19 protein-coding genes are annotated in these 20623 nt (G+C 63.5%); 10 read left to right on the top strand and 9 right to left on the bottom strand.

Features of this window, described 5'->3' with window-relative positions; all coding sequences use genetic code 11:
• Positions 1 to 55: 55 nt before the first annotated feature.
• Both ACT6VE_RS07800 and ACT6VE_RS07795 read left to right on the top strand, forming a co-directional pair.
• A complete protein-coding gene (locus ACT6VE_RS07800; protein ID WP_444798038.1) occupies positions 56 to 916 on the top strand; it encodes a shikimate dehydrogenase in 861 nt (286 codons plus the stop codon).
• Positions 917 to 927: 11 nt separating this feature from the next.
• The gene (locus ACT6VE_RS07795; RefSeq protein ID WP_444798037.1) at positions 928 to 2817 is read left to right on the top strand and encodes a bifunctional sugar phosphate isomerase/epimerase/4-hydroxyphenylpyruvate dioxygenase family protein; all 1890 of its coding nucleotides are present in this window, start codon (positions 928 to 930) and stop codon (positions 2815 to 2817) included.
• 59 nt (positions 2818 to 2876) lie between these two features.
• Here the strand turns inward: ACT6VE_RS07795 and ACT6VE_RS07790 are convergent, their stop codons facing one another.
• The 5 genes from ACT6VE_RS07790 to ACT6VE_RS07770 form a co-directional block, all read right to left on the bottom strand.
• On the bottom strand, positions 2877 to 3350 hold the full coding sequence (locus tag ACT6VE_RS07790; RefSeq protein WP_444798036.1) for a VOC family protein: 474 nt from the start codon (positions 3348 to 3350) through the stop codon (positions 2877 to 2879).
• 190 nt (positions 3351 to 3540) lie between these two features.
• Complete coding sequence (locus ACT6VE_RS07785; RefSeq protein WP_444798035.1) at positions 3541 to 4728, bottom strand: amidohydrolase family protein; 1188 nt, start codon at positions 4726 to 4728, stop codon at positions 3541 to 3543.
• 196 nt (positions 4729 to 4924) lie between these two features.
• Positions 4925 to 5632, bottom strand: coding sequence for a sulfite exporter TauE/SafE family protein (locus ACT6VE_RS07780; protein ID WP_444798034.1), 708 nt, complete (start codon positions 5630 to 5632; stop codon positions 4925 to 4927).
• The gene (locus ACT6VE_RS07775; RefSeq protein ID WP_444798033.1) at positions 5629 to 7029 is read right to left on the bottom strand and encodes an amidohydrolase; all 1401 of its coding nucleotides are present in this window, start codon (positions 7027 to 7029) and stop codon (positions 5629 to 5631) included. The genes ACT6VE_RS07780 and ACT6VE_RS07775 overlap by 4 nt, the downstream gene beginning before the upstream one ends.
• Entirely contained in the window at positions 7026 to 8393 is a 1368-nt protein-coding gene (locus ACT6VE_RS07770) for a uracil-xanthine permease family protein (RefSeq protein WP_444798032.1), read from the bottom strand. The genes ACT6VE_RS07775 and ACT6VE_RS07770 overlap by 4 nt, the downstream gene beginning before the upstream one ends.
• 135 nt (positions 8394 to 8528) lie before the next feature.
• Here ACT6VE_RS07770 and ACT6VE_RS07765 point away from each other — a divergent pair, with 135 nt between their 5' ends.
• From ACT6VE_RS07765 to ACT6VE_RS07730, 8 genes are all read left to right on the top strand, one after another.
• Positions 8529 to 9533: a substrate-binding domain-containing protein gene (locus ACT6VE_RS07765; protein ID WP_444798031.1), complete on the top strand. Its 1005-nt coding sequence runs from the start codon at positions 8529 to 8531 to the stop codon at positions 9531 to 9533.
• Positions 9534 to 9730: 197 nt separating this feature from the next.
• Positions 9731 to 10627, top strand: coding sequence for a LysR family transcriptional regulator (locus tag ACT6VE_RS07760; protein WP_444798030.1), 897 nt, complete (start codon positions 9731 to 9733; stop codon positions 10625 to 10627).
• Positions 10628 to 10731: 104 nt separating this feature from the next.
• Complete coding sequence (locus tag ACT6VE_RS07755; protein ID WP_444798029.1) at positions 10732 to 11535, top strand: carbon-nitrogen hydrolase family protein; 804 nt, start codon at positions 10732 to 10734, stop codon at positions 11533 to 11535.
• Positions 11536 to 11546: 11 nt separating this feature from the next.
• On the top strand, positions 11547 to 12209 hold the full coding sequence (locus ACT6VE_RS07750; RefSeq protein ID WP_444798028.1) for an RraA family protein: 663 nt from the start codon (positions 11547 to 11549) through the stop codon (positions 12207 to 12209).
• 58 nt (positions 12210 to 12267) lie between these two features.
• The gene (locus ACT6VE_RS07745; RefSeq protein WP_444798027.1) at positions 12268 to 13323 is read left to right on the top strand and encodes an ABC transporter substrate-binding protein; all 1056 of its coding nucleotides are present in this window, start codon (positions 12268 to 12270) and stop codon (positions 13321 to 13323) included.
• 128 nt (positions 13324 to 13451) lie between these two features.
• Positions 13452 to 14519, top strand: coding sequence for an ABC transporter ATP-binding protein (locus tag ACT6VE_RS07740; protein ID WP_444798262.1), 1068 nt, complete (start codon positions 13452 to 13454; stop codon positions 14517 to 14519).
• Positions 14516 to 15388: an ABC transporter permease gene (locus tag ACT6VE_RS07735; RefSeq protein WP_444798026.1), complete on the top strand. Its 873-nt coding sequence runs from the start codon at positions 14516 to 14518 to the stop codon at positions 15386 to 15388. The genes ACT6VE_RS07740 and ACT6VE_RS07735 overlap by 4 nt, the downstream gene beginning before the upstream one ends.
• A gap of 12 nt (positions 15389 to 15400) precedes the next feature.
• Entirely contained in the window at positions 15401 to 16195 is a 795-nt protein-coding gene (locus ACT6VE_RS07730) for an ABC transporter permease (protein WP_444798025.1), read from the top strand.
• A gap of 39 nt (positions 16196 to 16234) precedes the next feature.
• Here ACT6VE_RS07730 and ACT6VE_RS07725 read toward each other — a convergent pair whose 3' ends face one another.
• The 4 genes from ACT6VE_RS07725 to ytfR are packed head-to-tail and all read right to left on the bottom strand — an operon-like array spanning position 16235 to position 20542.
• The gene (locus ACT6VE_RS07725) at positions 16235 to 16984 is read right to left on the bottom strand and encodes a FadR/GntR family transcriptional regulator (protein WP_444798024.1); all 750 of its coding nucleotides are present in this window, start codon (positions 16982 to 16984) and stop codon (positions 16235 to 16237) included.
• 50 nt (positions 16985 to 17034) lie between these two features.
• On the bottom strand, positions 17035 to 18003 hold the full coding sequence (yjfF, locus tag ACT6VE_RS07720) for a galactofuranose ABC transporter, permease protein YjfF (RefSeq protein WP_444798023.1): 969 nt from the start codon (positions 18001 to 18003) through the stop codon (positions 17035 to 17037).
• On the bottom strand, positions 18000 to 19025 hold the full coding sequence (locus tag ACT6VE_RS07715; protein WP_444798022.1) for an ABC transporter permease: 1026 nt from the start codon (positions 19023 to 19025) through the stop codon (positions 18000 to 18002). Before ACT6VE_RS07715 ends, yjfF begins: the two co-directional genes overlap by 4 nt.
• Positions 19022 to 20542 (bottom strand): galactofuranose ABC transporter, ATP-binding protein YtfR, encoded by a 1521-nt coding sequence (gene ytfR / locus ACT6VE_RS07710; RefSeq protein WP_444798021.1) that lies wholly within the window; start codon positions 20540 to 20542, stop codon positions 19022 to 19024. Before ytfR ends, ACT6VE_RS07715 begins: the two co-directional genes overlap by 4 nt.
• Between the last annotated feature and the right edge of the window lie 81 nt (positions 20543 to 20623).

Raw genomic sequence — 20623 nt, 5'->3', positions numbered from 1 at the left:
CAAACCGGCCCGCCGGAGCTGGCGGGCCGGATTTCACCTCACTGGACTGCGAGAGATGAGCGAAATTCTGCTGAAACCGTTGAAGGCTGGGCTTATCGGTGCCGGCATTCAGGCATCACTGACCCCGGCCATGCACATGCGCGAAGGCGAGGCACAGGGCTTCTCCTATGATTATGAGCTGATCGATCTCAGCCAGATTAACGCCACGCCGGCCGATCTTCCGCGCCTGCTCGACGAGGCCGAGGCCCGAGGGCTCGCCGGCCTCAACATTACCTATCCCTGCAAGCAGAGTGTCATTCCCCATCTCGATGAGCTCTCCCCGCAAGCCCGCGATCTTGGGGCCGTCAACACCGTGGTGTTTCGCAACGGCAGGCGTTCCGGCCACAACACCGACTGGTGGGGTTTTGCCGAAAGTTTTCGAAGAGGCCTGCCGCAGACGGACTTATCGTCGGCCTTGCAGCTTGGCGCCGGCGGCGCCGGAGCCGCCACCGCCTACGCCCTTCTGTCGCTTGGGCTGGAAAAGCTCCTTGTGTTCGACCGCGAACGGAAGCGCGCCGCGGCGCTCGCACAGGCCATGGCCGCCCTCTTTCCGAATGCCGCCGTCGATGTGGCTGATGACCTGGCGCACGCCATGCAGACAGTTGCCGGCCTCGTGCATGCGACTCCGACCGGGATGGCCAAGTATCCCGGCCTGCCTTTGCCGGCCGATCTGCTCGACCACCGGCACTGGGTTGCCGAGGTCGTCTATTTTCCGCTTGAAACCGAGCTTTTGCGCGCGGCGAAGCGCGTTGGCTGCCGGACGCTCGATGGTGGCGGCATGGCGGTGTTCCAGGCGGTCGATGCATTCCGGCTGTTTACCGGCCGCGAGCCGGACGTTGACCGCATGCTCGCGCATTTCAACACGCTCGCACGCTGAAGGAAGATGCCATGAAGACCTCGATCGCGACCGTCTCGCTCAGCGGCGACCTGCGTGAAAAACTCGGAGCCATCGCCAAGGCAGGCTTCGATGGTGTCGAGATCTTCGAAAACGATTTCCTCGTTTTCGACGAGAGCCCGAAGCAGCTCGGCCGCATGGTGCGGGATTTCGGCCTGGAGATTACCCTCTTCCAGCCCTTCCGCGATTTCGAGGGGATGCCGGAACCGCTGCGTAGCCGCACCTTCGATCGGGCCGAGCGCAAGTTCGACCTCATGCAGGACATGGGCACGGACCTCGTGCTCGTCTGCTCGAACGTTTCCAGCGCCGCCCTCGGTGGCCTGGATCGCGCCGCGGCCGATTTCCGTGAACTTGGCGAGCGTGCGGCGAAACGCGGCCTCCGGGTCGGGTATGAAGCACTCGCCTGGGGCAAACACATCAATGATCACCGGGATGCGTGGGAAATCGTGCGTCGGGCCGATCATGCCAATATCGGGCTGATCCTCGACAGCTTTCACACGCTTGCGCGCAAGATCGATGTCAATTCGATCCGCTCGATCCCGAAAGAGAAGATCTTCATCATCCAGCTCGCGGATGCACCGAAGATGGACATGGACCTTCTCTACTGGAGCCGGCATTTCCGCAACATGCCGGGCGAAGGCGAGCTGCCGGTCGAGGCGTTCATGGCCGCCGTCGCGGAGACCGGCTATGATGGCTATCTGTCCCTCGAAATCTTCAACGACCAGTTCCGCGGCGGTTCGCCCGCCGCGATCGCGGCCGACGGGCATCGCTCCCTCGTCTATCTCGGCGACCGGGTTCGTCGCGCCAATCCCGGCCTCGCGGTGAACGTGCCCAAAATGCCGGATCGCAGCCGCGTCGAAGGCGTCGCCTTCATCGAGTTCGCGGTAGACGAAACGGAGGCGCCGGCGCTGGAGGCCATGATCACAACCCTCGGCTTTCGCCGGGATGCGCGCCACAAGACCAAGAACGTCACCGTGTTCCGGCAGGGCGATATCCGGTTGGTCGTCAATGCGGATGGCCGCGGCTTTGCCAGTTCTTCCTATCTCGTGCACGGCACATCCGCCTATGCGATGGGCCTTCTCGTCGACGACGCCTGGGCGGCAAGGGCGCGCGCTATCGCGCTCGGCGCCGAAGTCTTTGAACAACCGCTCGACCGTGGCGAGATCGAAATGCCGGCCGTGCGCGGTGTCGGCGGCGGCATCATCTACCTTCTGGACCGGAGCACTGATCTCGCCCGCATCTGGGACATCGAGTTCGATTCCATCGAAAACGAGATGCACACGCATGACGCCGGTCTTGCAACCATCGATCACGTCGCGCAGACGATGCCCTATGACGAACTCCTGACCTGGCTGTTGTTTTACACCTCGATCTTCGAAGCCGGGAAAACACCCATGGTCGATATCGTCGATCCATCCGGCCTCGTGCGCAGCCAGGCGATCGAGAACAGTGAAGGATCGTTGCGCATCACCATGAATGGTGCGGAGAACCGCAACACGGTCGCCGGGCGTTTCATCACGGAGACCTTTGGTTCCGGCATCCAGCACCTCGCCTTCACCACCGACGACATCTTCGCCACAGCCGCTGCACTCACCGCCAATGGCTTCGCCGCACTGGAAATCTCGCCAAACTATTACGATGACCTGGAAGCGCGCTTCGGCCTCGACCCTGCCCTCACGGAACAGCTCCAGTCGCACAACATCCTTTACGACCGCGACGAGCACGGCGAGTATTTCCAACTCTACAGTCCCACCTACCGGGAAGGCTTCTTCTTCGAAATCGTCCAGCGCAAGGGCTATCACGGTTATGGAGCGGCGAATGCGATCTTCCGCATCGCCGCGCTACGCCGGCATCTCCGGCCGGCGGGGATGCCGCGCGCGTGATTGCTTCGATGGCACGCATGGCCAGACCGGACTAGCGCAGCCCCGGCGCCACGATGAATTCAACCGCGCCGCGCCGCCTCGATTGCTGCGACATCGATCTTCCTCATCGTCATCATGGCATCGAAAGCGCGCTTTGCCTCATCGCCGCCAACCGCCAGCGCCTCCATCAGGACACGCGGCGTGATCTGCCAGGACACGCCCCATTTATCCTTGCACCAGCCGCAGTCGTTCTCCCGGCCACCATTGTTGACGATCGCGTTCCAGTAGCGGTCGGTTTCCTCCTGGTCTTCGGTCGAGATCTGGAAGGAAAAGGCTTCATTGTGCTTGATCGCCGGGCCGCCGTTCAGGCCGATGCAGGCAACACCGGCAACCGTGAACTCGACAACCAGGACGTCTCCCTGTTTCCCCTCCGGATAGTTTCCGGGGGCACGGATAAGGGCGCCCACCGCGCTATCGGGAAAGGTCTCGGCGTAGAAACGGGCGGCGTCCTCGGCGTCCTTGTCGTACCAGAGACAAATGGTGTTCTTCGCCATTGTGCGATCCTTTCGCGCTTTGTTTCCGATGTCCTTCCGAAATAGAGGCCAGGCCGTCATTCTCCAGTCCCGCACGCCGTTTTAACTACCATCGAAAAACGATGAGCCTGCGCACGGCGCGTCGAACCACGCACCGACATGGACGGCGTTGATCTATGCGGTGCTGGCTGCCTTCTGCATGAGCGAGCGTTCAACCCACCCAGACGCCCTCGCACGCAACGATGCGGCCGCGCTTAACCACGAGGCTGCGCTTCGGCCGGTCCACCAGGATCTGCGCGCGGTTTTCCCCCTCGATCAGCACGAGGCTCCCCTCGCAGCCGACATCGAGGCCATAGCCTTCGAGATCGAGCAGGGCTGCACCTCGCTTCGTGCCCATGTCGAGCGAAGCGACGAGTTCTTCGTCGGTGCGGCAATAGGAGCGATAGGACAGCAGCCAGCAGCGCTCCAGCATGTCGCCGTTGCCGTGCGGGTTCCAGGTGTCGCGCAGGGAATCCGAGGCGACGGCGCATTTGACGCCGCGTCGTGCCAATTCGAACATCGGCGGGAAATTGATCTCGCCCGGCACGGCCGAAATGATGCCGATGCCGCCCTCTGCCAATATGTCAATCATCGCATCCACCGCATCAGCCGGCCCATCGCCGAGACAGAAGGCGTGGCTCACCACCACCCGCCCCTGCATACCGTTCGCCTTGGTGCGCTCGGTGATCATCTTCAACGCGGCCAGGCCGAGGTCACCAGCCTCGTGCAGATGAATGTCGATCTTGGCGCCCTTGCGGCTGGCAATGTCGAAGATCGTGTCGAGATGGCCCTTCGGGTCACCGTCGATATTGGTCGGGTCGATACCGCCGATCACCGAGGCACCCTCGTCCAGCGCGGCCTCCATCAGGTCCGCCGTACCGGGGTCGATCATCATGCCGAGCTGCGGGAAGGCGACCAGTTCGAGGCCTAGGGCATGCTGCGTCTTCTCCCATGCGCGCAGCACCGCATGCAGATTGTCGAGCTTGTAGCCGGTCGAGATGTCGACATGGCTGCGGATATGGGTGGAGCCCATGGCAACACACTGGCGCATCAGGTTGCCGGCGCGCTCCTCCGTGTCCCAGGGTAGGCTCTTGCGGATTTCCACCTCGTTGTCGATCATCGCGCGCAGCGACGACGGCACGTTGATGCTGTGCCAGGGCAGACCCCAAAGGATCTTGTCGAGATGCACATGCGGCTCGACGAAGGGGGCGATGGCAACGGCATTGCGCCCGTCATGCACCGGCACGCCGGCCTCGCGCGGCAGGTTCGCACCGACGGCAGCGATACGGCCGCCCTTGATCAGGATGTCGGCGGTCTCCCCGCCATCTGGCCGGACATTGGTTACGAGCAGATCGGTCATCTTGAAAATCCTGAAATCAGTGCAGGTTGAGATCAGCAGGTCGAGGCCGATCCAAACAGAATACACTTTAGCTCTTATATCGTGTCAAATCGAAAAGGATTTCGCATACCACATGAGCACCTTCAACGGAAGACTGGCGGGCCGCTAGAAGATTGCTCAAGGGAGGACCGGGCTCGGGATCACTCCCTGACCTCCCTCAGCGAACGATAAGAAACAATCCGCTGACGATGGCAAAGCTCAGGACGCCGATCCGCAGGCCGCGACCGCCGATGCGATGGTGCGCGAGCCTTGAGACAGCACTTCCCAGCAGAACCGCGGGCGTCAGATAGAGGGCAGCCAGAAGCTGCTCGGAGCCCACGCGTCCCGAAATCGCCAGCACGACAAGCGACATGACCTCGCCAACCAAGAAGCAGAGTGCGACCGTTGCCCGCAGGACCGGCGCTTTGGCGTGCTGGTAGAGCAAGGCGAGCGGGGGGCCGCCTATGCCGGTCGCGGTTTCGGTAATACCCGTGAACAGGCCGACACCGAGTGCGCTCGGCCGGTTCGGCGTGAAAGGCGGGGCGATAAGGGCGGCGCCGGCGGCAACCACCGTGAAAATGCCGACTGCCAGATCCAGTTGGTCCAGCGAAAGGGCTGCCAGCAACCAGAGACCGGCAAACGTTCCCGCGAACCGCCCCATCGTGATCCAGCGGGCGCCCGACCAGTCGACATGCTCGCGCTCCCGCACCGCAACGTGCAGATTGAGCGGCAGCATCAGCAGGAGCAGGGTGACCGGCAGCAGATCGGGCTTCAGCATCCCGACGATCGGGGCAACGATCAGGGCAAAGCCGATACCGAGGGCACCCTGAATGAATGCAGCGACGAAGGTCACCGCTGCCAGAATGAAGAAAAGTTCAAGGCTCATTTGTAGTGTCCGAGATGACGGTGCGCTTCGGAAAGCGGATGAATACGCTGGATCGGCGCCTTCGCGATGGCTGCGGCAGCATCGCCGCGCACCTCCGCCAGTAGCGCCCGTGCATCCCAGTCGACGGGCCAGCCTTGCCAAAGCCGAAGCTGCCCGTTGGTGAAGACGGCGTCGATCTGGTCGCGATTGCCATAGCGGACAAGTTCCCACATCAGATCGTACGAAGGGGTAAATTCGGGCCGGTCGAGATCGACGAGCAGGAAGTCGGCCGCCAGGCCCTCGGCGATCGAACCAGTAACCCCGGCCAGGCCTGCGACATTGGCAGCGCCAGATGTCGCCCGGTCGAGCCAGAGCCACCCGCCACCGCAGGATGAATCGCCCGTCGCAAGGCCGAAGCCGGCGCGCTGCAAACCTTCGGCCGCGTCCATCAGCCGGAACCCGTCCGCACGGGTTCCGTCCGTACCCAGCCCGAACCGGATGCCGAGTGCGGCCATCTGCAGCGCTGGCGCCACCGCATTTCCCTTCCAGAGGCTGGCCACGGGATTGTAGGCAACGGCGCTGCCGGTCTCGCGCAGCAGATTGAGTTCATGCGGCGTGATGAGCGTGGAATGCGCAAGCAGGACCTGGGGGCCGAGCGCCCCCAGATGTGCAAGATGTTCGATTGGGCGGCGCCCCCTTGCCACGAGGGAGCGTTCGACGGCAACGAGATGTTCGTTGACATGGGTCTGGAACACCACTCCGTCCGCGCCGGCCATGTCACTGACCGCCTTCAGCATCCCATCGCTCGCCACTTCCGGAATGGATATCGCCAGCGAGGGATGGATCAGCGGGTCACGCTTGTAGGTGGAGAGGTGCGCCTCGGCCTGGCGCAGGATGACATCCGCATCCGGGATGTGCGCCGTGCCGCCGAGATCGTTGCAGATAAAGCCGACGACACTGCGCAGCCCGACATCTCGCGCGGCCCGCACCAGCGCGCCGATATGGCCCTCCGATCGGGTGCCGGCATCGACGGCGGTCGTGAAGCCGCCACGCAGGCATTCCAATGCGGCGAGCTTGGCGGAAAGATAGACCATGCGCTCGTCCAGGCTGCCTTCCAACGGCACCCAGATCCGCCGGAAAATTTCCGACGGCTCGCCGAAGACCAGCGCCTTGCCGAGCGACTGGGTCAGGTGCGTGTGGGTATCGACGAAGCCGGGCATCAGGAGATGATCCGGCAGGTCGAGCGGCACGAAGTCCGGATAGTCCCTCTCCACGGCTTCCGCCGTATCGACCCGGCAAAACACCCCGGCGCGCACGACGACCGCCATGCCAGCACGCGGGCCTTCCGGCAAAAGCACATGACCCGGACGCAGAAGCAGATCGCCGGTTCTGGACAGTTTTTCGCGGATCGCGCTCACTCGTTGGCTCCTTGAGTCGTCGATTGCAGGGAGGGCGCCGGGTCTGCCGGGTGTTTTTCAGCACCGTGATGGGCAAAGAGGGCATTGACCAGCACGGCGGTGACGGTGCCGGCGGCAAGCCCGTTGCCGAGGATCATCTGGGTCCATTGCGGAAACTGGCTGTAGACGCCGGGCACCAGGATCGGCAGCAGTCCGATCGACAGTGCCGAGGCCAGGGTGAACATCGCCCCGTGTTCGCGCAGGTCGACACGACGCAGCAGGTCGATCCCGATGACGCCGATGATGGAGAAGACGATGACCGCCGTGCCGCCGACGACAGCGCCCGGCAGCGCCGTCGCCAGTCGCCCGATCGGCGCAAACAGCGCAATCACGACGAGAATGGCGCCGGCCATGGCCGTCACATAGCGCGACTTGACGTTGGTCGCCCGCACGATACCGACATTTTCGCCACTGGTGATGATCAGCGACGTGCCGAACAGGCCACCGACCAGGGACATCAAGGCATCGCCCCGAATGGTCGCGGGAACGATGACATGGGCGTCGCCGCGCCGCCCGACGATTTCGGCGGTCGCGATGGTTTGGCCGGTCGCCTCTGCCATCGAAATGATCGAAAACACGATGAGCGGTATGGCGGCGATGAGATCGAACTTCGGCATGCCGAAGGGGAAAAGCTGCGGCACGGCGATGACCGGCCCGGACAGTACGCCGGAGAAATCCATATGGCCGAGGGCGAGCGCGACGAGCGATCCGCCTACGAGGCCCAACATGACGGCAAGCCGCTGAAGCGTGCCGCTAAAGACGCGTGCGGCGACGATCGTGAGAACGATGGTGATCAGCGCCAGCCCGACCTCGATGGGAGCCGCAAATCCCTCCGTCCCAGGCTTGCCGGTAATCGTCACGCCATAGATGCGCACAAGATTGACAGAGACCAGCAGCAGCATGGTTCCGACGACGATCGGCGGAAAGTAACGCAGGAGCCTGCGGAAGACCGGCAACGCCAGAAAATAGAACAGGGCCGTCATGATGACGGCACCGACCGCCGTCTGCACATCCGTCTGCTGCGCAATCGCCAGGAAGATGGCGATGGGCGCGCCACCCGGCACCATGACGAAGGGCAAGCGGGCGCCGAACCCTTTTGGCCCAAAACTTTGAAGCATCGACCCGAGGCCGCAGACAAAGAAAGTGGCGCTGATCAGCGAGACCGTCACCGCATCGGAAAAACCGAGCGCCTTGCTCACCAGAAAGACAGCAGTGATCGGCGAGGCCGCCATCACCAGCACGTGCTGCAGGCCGAACAGGAAAAGACTGCGCAGCGGCAGCCTCTCGTCGGCCGGATCGACCACAGAATTCAGTTCATATCCCATTTCTCCTCCTCCCGGCCTCCTCAAGCCGCCATGCAAATCGTTTTGCACGGCGACGTCTCTAGCATAAATTTTACACACTGCAAATCGTTTTGCATGGGGCAGCCGTCATGTTAAGACGTCTCAACAGGAGGGACCATGGGCAAACCGACTATTGCCGATCTTGCAAAGGCGGCGGGCGTATCCGCCACGACGGTGTCGCATGCATTCAGCGGCCGCCGCTACGTAGATCCCGAAACGCGCAAACGCATCGAGGCGCTCGCAGAGGCAATGGGCTACCGGCCGAATCATCGGGCACGACGCCTGCGGACAGGCGGCGCCGGGGCGATTGCGCTTGTCTCATCCATGCCATTCGCCGTTGCCGCTGGCCCGTCGAGACTGGGCTTCCTCATGGAAATCGCGGCCGCCGCGGCTGTGGCGGCCTTTTCGCGCGGCATCTCGCTTTGCCTCGTCCCGCCGCTTGGGCCGCGCGACAATCTGGACGCCCTCGAAGTGGACGGCGTCATCGTCGTCGAGCCGGAGCTCGATGATCCGGTGCTGGATTTCTTTTTCGACCGGGGCGTGGAGGTCGTCTCCATCGGACGCGCGCCCGGGCGGGATGGCCTGCCCTTCGTGGATCTTCAAAGCGGTGCGACGGCGCATCTGCTGCTGGATCACCTGCTCGAAGGCGGTGGACGCGTCGGCCTGATAACCGGCCTGCAAAGGCGCAACTCCTATATCGAGACCGAGGCCGTCTATGCGGAGCGCGCCGCGCGAGCCGGTTTCTCGCCCATTGCCATTCGTGTCGACGAACGCGGCGGCGAGCAGGCTGCGGCCGCGGCGACCGAAACCCTCCTTCGAGCCGATCCGACCATCACGGCCCTCTGCGTCCCGGTCGATGCCTTTGCAACCGGGGTTCTGGATGCTGCAAGCATTATCGGTCGCAAGGTCCCGCACGACCTTCGGCTCGCGACGCGTTATGACGGCATGCGCGCCAAGCTGGCCACCCCTCCCCTCACAGCGGTCGATCTTCACCTGGACCAGGTCGCGGCAGCGGCGGTCGATCTGCTTCTGGCCCGCCTGGGACAACTGGACCCCGCACCGTGCGCCGTCTCGCCGCCATGCCTGGTACTGCGAACCTCGTCCATATCGAGATCGACATGACCGATCCAACCATGCCGCGCGGGTTCACATAGGCTCGCCCGCCCTGGACGTAGAGTGAGCCGAGTCACAGGTTTCATGCAGCCGCCTCCTTTGGTCGGCGTCATTCCGGTGGACTATCCCATAGCCGTTGTAAGGCGTAGAAATTCTCGGTCGGCCGATATATCGAGGCAGCTATCGGCTTTTGGAATGGACCAGCAATGAATCTGCGCTTCGTCGAAACATTCGTATGGGTCGCGCGGCTCGGAAGTTTTCGCGCCGCGGCCGAGCGGCTGAACGCCACACAGGCGGCTGTTTCCAACCGCATCGCCAGCCTTGAGGCTGAGATGGGCTGCGAACTTTTCGAGCGGATGCCAGGCGGCGTGCGGCTCTCGACCATCGGCCAGCGCGCCATGCAACCCGCCGAAGAACTGCTGAAAGCCGCCACAAGTTTCAAGGTCGCGATCGGCAGCCCGCAGCATTTGCGCGCCACCGTGTCTATCGGCACCATCGATTCCATCGTGCATGCCTGGCTGCCCAATTTCATCGAGCGCGTGAAGGAACGCTTTCCTTCGCTCGGGCTCGACCTCAATGTCGATACGTCACTGGCGATCGGCCGCGAGGTCAGCGAGCGACGGCTCGATCTCGCGCTGCTGATGGGCCCGGTTCTCACCCCGGGCCTCAAGAACATCGATCTCGGCACCATGGAATGCGCCTGGGTCGCTACCCCATCTTTCGGGCTCGGTGGCCGCGAACTCCGCCTGCAGGACCTTTCCAACTATCCGGTGCTCACCTTCTCGCGCAACAGCGTGCCGCATGTCTGGCTGCTCCGGCAGTTCGAGGAACTCGGCGTGCAGCCGCCGGTCATTTCAAACTCCAACTCGCTTTCCGCCATGTTGCGACTTGCCCGCGACGGCATCGGCGTCGCGCTGCTACCGGTGCCCATGGTGGTGCCGATGATAGCGGAGGGCGTCGTCGAGCTATTGTCGATCACGCCGCATTTCCCCGCCCTGAAACTGCACGCCGTCTACGTCGACGACCCGGAAAACCTAATCCCTTCAATGCTTTCGGTGATTGCGCGCGAAGCCTCTCTCGATACGAAAGGCATTACGGCGTAAAACAATCCACACAAGTTTTTTCTATCGCTCCCGACAATTCTTTATCGTTTGTCATTCCAATCGCAAGGCATGACGATACCCCGACTGAGACTTGGAGGACTTCGATGAAGATCAGTGTTGTGCAAATGAATTCCGGTTCCGACAAAGCGAAAAACCTCGACGACGCCGAGCGTATGGTGCGTGAGGTTGTGGCCGCCGAGACGCCGGATCTGGTGGTGTTGCCAGAATATTTCGCCTTTCTCGGCGAGGGTCGCGATGCGGTCCACGGCAGCGGCGAAAGCTTTCCGGACGGTCCGACCTATCAGCGCTTCGCAGCGCTTGCCAAGGAACTCGGCGTGACGCTGCATTGCGGCTCGATGGTCGAAAAATCCGGCAACAACCACTACAATGCCACCGTGGTCTTCGGCCCCGAGGGCAAGGAAATCGCAAAGTACCGCAAGATCCACCTGTTCGACGTCGACACGCCCGGCGGTGTCTCCTACCGCGAGTCCGACACGATCGGCCGTGGCGAGGATGTGGTAACCTACAAGGTCGGCGACACCACTGTGGGCTGCGCCATCTGCTACGACATCCGCTTCCCCGAACTCTTCCGGGCGCTGCGCGACAAGGGTGCGGACGTCATCGTGCTGCCCGCCGCCTTCACGCTGATGACCGGCAAGGACCATTGGGAAGTGCTTGCCCGAGCCCGCGCCATCGAGACCCAGACCTATTTCGCCGCGGTCGGCCAGGCCGGCACCCATGCGGACGGCAAGAAGTGGTGCTGGGGCCATTCCATGGTCATCGACCCCTGGGGTCACATGGTCGCCCAGTGCTCGGACGGCGTCAGCACCGCCTCGGCCCGCCTCGACCTTGATCGCATCGGCACGGTGCGCCGCGACGTGCCCGTCGCCCAGCATCACGTTCTGTAAGGAAATCTCATATGTTCATCGTCAATGCCATGCCGCAGCAGATCGCTCCGGCACTCATCAAGAAGATGGAACAGGTCGAGACCGCGACGGTCGGCCATTTCCTGCATTCCGGCTTCCTGAACCGGGAACTACGTGCGGTCCTTCCGGAAAAGCGTATCGCCGGCACGGCCGTCACCGTGCGCCTGCCGCACGCCGACTCGACCATCCTGCACTATCTCACCAAGCTGGTGCGGCCGGGCGACTTCATCGTCGTCGACCGCTGCGGCGACGATAAACATGCCTGCTGGGGCGGCGTGGTCACCCATTCGATGAAGCTCGGCGGCATCGTCGGCGCGGTCATCGACGGCCCGGCGACCGACTTTTCCGAAATTCGCCGCGTCGACCTGCCGATGTGGTGCCGCGGCCCCTCGCCGATCACCACCAAGATCCTCGGCCTCGAAGGCGCGATCAACGTGCCGGTCTCGGTCGGCGGGCAGACGGTCAACCCCGGCGACGCCATCATTGCCGACGAGAGCGGCGTGCTGGTGCTTGATCCGTCGAAGGCGGAATGGGCCGTCGACAAGGCGCTCGGCATGCAGGAAAGCGAACTCGTCCTGCTCGAGCGGCTGCGCAACGGCGAAAAGCTGCCCGACATTTCCGGCGCCACGAGAATCGTGGAAGCCTCGGCCGCCTGAGGCGGCCCAATACGATAAACATAATGGGAACAATCGGTTCAAGAGTGGAGGAAAACTCATGACCACCATCAGACACGCAACCCGCGTTGGCCTTGCCGCGCTCGCAATGTCCCTCGCCACCTCTGTGGCGATGGCCGATACCGTCGTGCTGACGGCCTATTCCGGCATCTTCCAGGAAAACTACGTGAAGGCCGTCGTCGAGCCCTTCATGAAGGCCAATCCGGACATCACCGTCGAGTTCTACGGCATGCCCAACTCCGCCCAGATGCTGGGCACGCTCAGGGCGCAGGCCAGCGCCCCGCAGATCGACATCGCCATCATGGACGTCTCGGTGGCGAAGGCGGCAACCGACGAGGGCATTTTCGCCCCGATGGACGATACGGTCACGAAACATATCGCCGACCTCTATCCGCAGGCGAAAGTGGAGGGCGTCAATGCAGTCGGCGTTACCTTCGACAATCTCATCCTGCTCTACAACACCGACAAGGTGAAACAGGCGCCGACCTCGTGGAATGCGCTCTGGGACGAGCAATATGCCAAACAGGTCTCGATCCCAGCCGTGCCGGATATCCAGGGCACGACGTTCACCATCATCACCGACAAGATGGCGGGTGGCACAAACTACATCGAAAGCGTCGAGGCTGGCATCACGCGGCTTGAGGCGCTCGCGCCCCTCGTCCAGACCTGGGAGCCGCGGCCGGACGTCTACCAGCCGATCTCCAGCGGCACGGCAGCGATCGGCATCGGCTGGAATGCCCGTGCGCAGGTCTATGCCGATCTCTCGGACGGCAAGCTCGGCGTCGTGCTGCCGGAAGAAGGCAGCGGCTTCCAGATCAACGTGATCGGCCTCATCAAAGGGGGACCTGCCAGCGAAAGCGCCAAGAAGTTCATCGACTATGCGCTGAGCCCGGAGGCACAAGCCGCCTTCACCGAGCAGATGTTCTACGCACCCACCAACGCCAAGGCGGCAGCGCTGATCTCGGAAAAGGCGATCGAGCGCACCGCCGCCGGTGCGATGGACAAGATGATCGACATCAACTGGCTCGAGGTCGCCAAGATCCGCGAAGCCATCACCGAGCAGTGGCGCCGCCGCGTCATTCCGCTTAGCCGCTGATCCCGGTCCAGAGCGTTTTCGCTTTTCCCCGAATCGCGAAAACGCTCTATCTCTTTGTTTTTCCGCAATTCCACCCGTAGAACTGCTGCGCCTTTTGCTGGAATTGCCCCAGGAGTTGCCCCATGCCCATGACTTCCGCTCCGGAGGAGCATCTCAGACTGGAAGGGATCGGCGTCAGCTTCGGCGCTGTCAACGTGATCCCCTCGCTCGATCTTTCCGTCCGCAAGGGCGAGATGGTCGCCTTTCTCGGCCCGTCGGGATGTGGAAAGACCACGACGCTGCGTATCATCGCGGGCCTCAACAAACCCTCCCGGGGCCAGATCATGGTGGGCGGGCGCGATATCACGCGCCTGCCCATCCATGATCGTGACATGGGCATGGTGTTCCAGAGCTATGCATTGTTTCCGCATATGAACGTCGCGCGCAACGTCGCATTCGGCCTGCAGATGCGCAACGTTTCGGCGCGGGATGCAGAGGCTCGCGCGACGCAGGCGCTGGAGATGGTCCAGCTCGGCCATCTCGCCCACCGCAAACCGAAAGAACTGTCCGGCGGCCAGCAGCAGCGCGTGGCGCTCGCCCGCGCGCTTGTCATCGAACCGTCGATCCTGCTTCTCGACGAGCCGCTGTCGAACCTCGACGCGAAGCTGCGCGACGAGATGCGCGTACAGATCCGCGCCCTCCAGCAGCAGAGCGGCATCACCGCCGTCTTCGTCACGCATGACCAGGTCGAGGCGCTTTCGATGTGCGACCGTGTCGTGGTGATGCGGGGCGGCCAGGTCGAGCAATTCGGTACGCCGACCGAAGTCTACGAGCGGCCGGCAACGGCCTTCGTCGCAAATTTCGTCGGCCGCACGAACCGTCTCAAGGGTGCTGTCACATCGGAAGGCACGCTGATGGCCGCGGGCCAGCAGCTGCGTTCCGCCACGACGCTGGCGCCGGGTGCCGTCGACATCCTCGTGCGCCCGCACCGCATCCGCCTGCAGGAGACGGGCGAGGCCGCGAACAAGGTGCAAGGCAGCGTGTCGGGTATCACCTTCATTGGCGACCTCGTGCAATATGCGGTGCGCGTTGGCGGCGACGAGATCGTCGTGGAAGAAGCGACGCGGCGCGATCGCAGCCCGCTTGCCGTCGATGACGGCGTCACGCTCGGCTGGTCGGCGGAAGACACCCTCGTTTATCCGGCGGACGAGAAATGAGCGCCGTCCCCGCCCTTCCCCGCCCCGCTCGCCAATGGCGCGACGGCGAGCTCGCCGTCCTCCTGCTCTTGCCGATCGCACTCATCAACGCGGTCGGCTTCATCCTGCCGGTCCTGAACCTCGCACGCTATTCCTTCAACAAGTCGCGTATCGGCGGTGGCATGGAGGCGGTCTTCACCTGGAAGAACTGGGCGGGCCTGCTCAGCGATCCGTTCTATCTCGAACTGGTGTTCAACTCCGTCTGGATCAGCCTGGCGATCACGCTGACGACACTCGTCGTCTCCTATCCGATCGCGCTCTACCTGCACCGGGCGTCAGGCTCCTGGCGGACCTTCCTCACGGTGCTCGTCATCTCGCCGCTGCTCACCTCCGCGGTGGTGCGCACCTATGGCTGGATCGCCATCCTTACCGACGATGGGCCGGTGGTCAGCGCGATCAAGGCGGTCGGCCTGCCGGCGCCGAGCCTGATGTTCAACATCAAGGGCGTTTTCATCGGCCTCACCGAAATCCTGATGCCCTATATGATCCTCGCGCTGATGGCAGGGTTCGGCCGGCTCGATCCGCGGGTGGAGGAAGCCGCGCGCACGCTCGGCGCCACGCCTACCCGCACCTTCACCAAGGTCATCCTGCCCTTGACGCTGCCCGGTATCGCGCTCGGCTGCCTGCTCTGCTTCGTGCTGGCCGTCTCGTCCTTCATCACGCCGAAGCTGATGGGCGGCGGGCGCGTCTTCCTGCTCGCGACCGAGATCTACGACCAGGCGATCGTCACGCTCAACTGGCCGCTCGCCTCGACGCTGTCGATCCTCGTGCTCATCGTCTTCGGTGCGGCGCTGTGGGCTTATTCCGTCGTGCTGCGGCGTCTGGACTAGGAGGAAAACCCAATGGAAATCCACAAGACCTCCTGGCCGATGCGCATCATCGTCTTCATGCTGTTCGTCTACCTGCTGGCGCCGGTGATCCTCGTCTTCCCGCTGTCGTTTTCCGGCGACCAGGTGCTGCGCTTCCCGCCATCTTCCTGGTCGACGCGCTGGTACTCCGCGCTGTTTGCCAACAGCCAGATGCTGAAGGCGTTCTGGACGAGCCTGTCGCTGGCGGCGGTCGTAACCGCGCTGTCGATCCTTATCGGGGTGCCCGCCGCCTGGGTGATGACCCGGCTGCGTTTCGCCGGCCGCGACCTGCTGTTCAACCTCTTCACCGCGCCGCTGTTGCTGCCGACCATCGTGCTCGGCCTCGCCATCCTTATCGTCTTCGCCTCCTTCGGGCTGCTTGCGACGATGCAGGGCCTGGTCTTCGCTCATCTGGTGGTGACCCTGCCTTATGCGCTGCGTGTGCTGGCCGTATCACTGAGCACGCAGGACCGCGCCTGCGAAGAGGCGGCACGCACGCTCGGCGCCAAGCCGCTGACCGTGTTCTTCCGCGTCACCGTGCCCATGCTGACACCCGGCATCGTTGCCGCCTCGGCACTTTGCTTCCTGGTCTCTTTCGACGAAGTGGTGATCACGCTGTTCCTCACCGGCCCGCGCATCAGCACCTTGCCCGTCGAACTCTATAATTACGTCTACAACCAGGCCGATCCGCTGGTCGCCGCAGCCTCCGCGCTGCTGATCCTGCTGACGCTGGGCGTGATCATGATCGTGGAGCGGGCCATGGGTCTCGGCAAGGCCTTCGTCAAATAGCAGGTTGCACCAATCGAGGGGGCTGGCGCTTGATAGCCTTCAGCCCCCTCTATCATCCACCCCCGAAAGAATGCGCCGCCGGCCGACACGGATGACGTTCCACATCGCCTGGCGCGCGCCTTCCTCGTCACGGCGGCGGATTTCCTCGACGATCCGCATGTGATTGGCCGCCACGTCGCCGATCTTGCCCCGATCGGCGGCCGGAGAACTCAGCTTGAAGACCCCGGCAAGCGCCGCTTCGATGAGGCTGCCGACGGTGCGCATGAACGGATTGTGCGAGGCCTCCATCACCGCGAGGTGAAAGCGAAGATCGGCCAGCGCCAGTGTTTCCGGCGTATGATCCGGGTCGCCCATGGCGACGGCGAGGCGCATCATCTGGTTGATTTCCGCCTCGCTCGCATGGCGGGCCGCTAGTGCCGCGGCATGCGGCTCGAAACCGCCGCGGATATCGCTGAGATGCAGCAGGAAATCCTTGTCCACGCCGACAGCAAAATGCCAGGTGAGGATGTCGCCGTCGAAGAGGTTCCACTGGTCCTTGGGCGTCACCCGCGTGCCGATGCGGGCGCGCGGCACGATGAGCCCCTTGGCGGCGAGCGTCTTCATCGCCTCGCGCAGAACGGTGCGCGACACCCCGAAGCGGGCTGCCAGCTCGACGTCGCCGGGCAGCGTGGCTCCGACGGGAAACTCGCCGGAAACGATGGCCTTGCCGAGTTCGGTGACGACCTGCGAGTGGCTGGTATGCGCCACCGCTCCACTCACCATCGTTTCGAGCAGGCCCTTTTTGCGCATCGGCCCGCTAACCTCGGCGCCGTCGAGCAGCAAGCGGGGCCGGGTGGACGTCAGGCATACCGCCTCCTTCGACCCGTGACATGGATGAGCCCCTTCTGGAGAAGGATGAAAGCGAAGAGCAGCAGGCCGATGAGGATCTTCGTCCACCAGCTCGACAGCGAGCCATCGAAGGTGATGTAGGTCTGGATGAGCCCCTGGATGAGAATACCAACCAGCGTGCCGGCGATGAAGCCGGAGCCACCCGTCAGAAGCGTGCCGCCGATAACCACCGCAGCAATGGCATCCAGTTCCACGCCGACCGTTGCCAGCGAATAGCCCGCCGAGGTGTAGAGCGAAAAGACGATCCCGGCGAGGCCGGCGAGGAAACCGGAAAGCGCGTAGATCAGGATCGTCGTGCGGCCGATCGGCACGCCCATCAGCCGCGCCGTCGCTGCACCGCCGCCGAGCGCATAGACGTTCGCGCCGAAACGGGTGCGGTGCGCAATCAGCATGCCTGCCAGGAAGACCAGAAGCATCAGGCCGCCGATCAGCGTGATGCGCCCTCCGCCGGGCAGCTTGTAGTAGAGGCTCTTCAGCGTGGCGTAGAACGGGTGTTTGATCGGGATAGAGTCGATCGACAGCACGAAGGCCATGCCGCGCGCCAAAAACATGCCCGCCAGCGTGACGATGAAAGGCGGCATTTCGAGGTGGTGGATGATCACCCCCATCAGCGCCCCGAATGCCGTGGTGACGACGAGCGCCAGTGCGAAGGCCGCCAGCGGGTGGATCGACGTCGATTCGAGCAGGACCGCGAGGAACACGCCCGTGAACGCGATGACCGCGCCGATCGACAGGTCGATGCCGCCCGAGAGGATGACGAAGGTCATGCCGACGGCGGCGATGCCGAGAAAGGCATTATCGGTGAGCAGGTTGCCGATCACCCGCGTCGACAGCATGTTCGGGTATTGCGCAAAACAGATGGCATAGGCGATCAGGAAGATTGCCACCGTGGCGGCAAGGGGAAGATAACGCGGGTTCATTTCGCCTCCTGCTCCGTCTTCTTGTCCTGTGCCCGTGGGTGAGAGAGGAAGACGAAGGCCGATTGCGCACGTGGCGACTGGATGACCAGGATCAGCACGATGATCGCGGCTTTGATGATGAGGTTGAATTCGGGCGGGAAGCCGGAGAGCAGGATACCCGTATTGATCGACTGGATGATGAGGGCACCTAGCAGGGAGGCTGCGATCGAGAACCGCCCGCCGAGCAACGACGTCCCCCCGACGACCACCGCGAGGATCGCATCGAGTTCCAGCCAGAGACCTGCATTGTTGGCGTCCGCACCGCGGATATCGGCCGCGACGATGATGCCCGCGATGGCGGCGCAGAGGCCGCAAAGCACGTAGGCAGCCATCAGCAGCACGCGGGTCGAGACGCCCGACAGCGTGGAGGCGCGACGATTGACGCCGAGGGCTTCGATCAGCATGCCAAGTGCCGTGCGGCGCACGAGGAGCGCGACGATGAGGCCGAAGCCAAGCCAGATGACCACCGGCATGGGCAGGCCGAAAAGCGACCCGCTGCCGATGAAGATCAGGCCCGCATCATTGAAGGTGAGGATGGCGCCTTCGGTGATGAGCTGCGCGATACCGCGACCCGCGACCATGAGCACCAGCGTCGCGATGATCGGCTGGATATCGAGCACGGCGACGAGAAATCCGTTCCAAAGGCCGCAGAGGATGCCGGTGCCAAGGGTGATGATCAGCGTCATCGCCAGCCCGTGGCCGGACGTTATGCAGGCGGCGGAAACGGCGCCGCAGATCGCCATGACCGCCCCGACGGACAGATCTATGCCCTTGGTGGCGATGACGACCGTCATGCCTATGGCGAGCAGCGCCACCGGCGCACCGCGATTGAGAATGTCGATCACGCTGCCGTAGAGCCGACCATTCTGTATTTCGAGCTTGAAGAAACCGGGAAAGGCAATCGACACCATGAGCAGGATGAGGGCGAGTGCCACGATCTGCGGAAGAAGGCGGATGGCATAGGCCTTGAGGGTCGAGGTCATGCGCCCGCCCTCCCGGTTGACGACGCGATGGCCTCGACGATTCCGGCCGTCGTCACCTGATCGCCCACCAGTTCGGCGACATGCACCCGGTCGCGCAGCACGATGACGCGGCTCGAATAGGCGACGAGTTCTTCGAGTTCGGAAGAGATCACGATCAGCGACATGCCCTTTTCACAGAGAGATTCGATAAGGCGGATGATTTCCGCATGCGCGCCGACATCGATGCCGCGCGTCGGTTCGTCGAGGATCAGGAAATCCGGATTGGTCGCCAGCCAGCGGGCGAGGATCGCCTTCTGCTGGTTGCCGCCGGAGAGCAGCTTGATCGGTTTTTCCCGGTCCGTCGTGCGGATGTCGAGCGCCTTGATGTACTGATCCGCCAAGCGGTCCTGCTCGCTGCGGCTGATCGGCCGCGTCCAGCCGCGCCGGGCCTGCAGGGCGAGCGCGATGTTCTCGCGCACGGAAAGATCGCCGACAATACCATCGATCTTACGGTCTTCCGGGCAGAAGCCGAATTTCTCGCGGATTGCCGCGCGCGGCGAGGACAGGTCGAGCACACGGCCATCCACCTCCGCCGTGCCGCTATCGGCACGCTCGGCGCCAAACAGGATTTCGGCCGTCTCCGTACGGCCCGAGCCGAGCAGGCCGGCGATGCCGACCACCTCGCCGGTGCGCACATCGAGGTCAAAGGGCTGGATGTGGCCCTTGCGGCCGAAATTGCGGAAGCGAAAGCGCACATCGCCGCCCTCGCCCTTCGGCCCGTGCTGGGCCGTGACCTCTTGCACCAGTTCACGGCCGAGCATCATGGCGATGAGATCGCGGCGCGGCAGGTCGACGGTCTCCCGTGTGCCCACGAGCTGCCCGTTGCGCAGCACGGTGATGCGGTCGGAGATTTCATAGACCTGCTCGAGGAAGTGGGTGATGAAGACGATGCCGAGGCCGCGCTCCTTGAGGCGCCGCACGATGCGGAAGAGCATCGCGACTTCATGCGCGTCGAGGCTCGCCGTCGGCTCGTCGAGGATCAGCACCTTGCCGGAAAGATCGACGGCACGGGCGATCGCGACGACCTGCTGCACGGCCACGGAATAGGCCGCAAGCTCGGCGGTAACATCGATGTCGAGTTCGTACTCGGCAAGCAGAGCCCTGGCGCGCCGGTTCATCTCGCGGGCATTCACCAGGCCGAAGCGCTTCGGCTGACGGCCGAGAAAGAGGTTTTCGGCGACCGTCAGGTTGGCCAGAAGGTTCACCTCCTGGTAGACCGTGCCGATGCCGAGGTTCTGCGCCTCCAGCGTGTTGCGTGGATCGACCTCTGCGCCATCGACGAGGATATGACCGCCGTCGCGGCGATAGGCGCCCGTCAGGCATTTGACGAGCGTCGATTTGCCCGCCCCGTTTTCACCGAGCAGGGCGTGCACCTCGCCGCGCCTCAGCGAGAAGTCGACGTGATTCAGCGCCTTGGCACCGGGGAAGATCTTGTCGATCGCCGTCGCCGAGAGAACATAGGAATTGACCGGCTGCATAATGCCACCCGTATGAACGTCGCCGACCGTCGCCTCCCGAAAGGGAAGCGACGGGCAAGGCAAATGCCCCGCGCCGCGTTA

Source organism: Shinella sp. (genome assembly GCF_052438155.1).
Lineage (GTDB): Bacteria > Pseudomonadota > Alphaproteobacteria > Rhizobiales > Rhizobiaceae > Shinella.
This window is presented reverse-complemented; position numbering and strand designations above follow the sequence as displayed.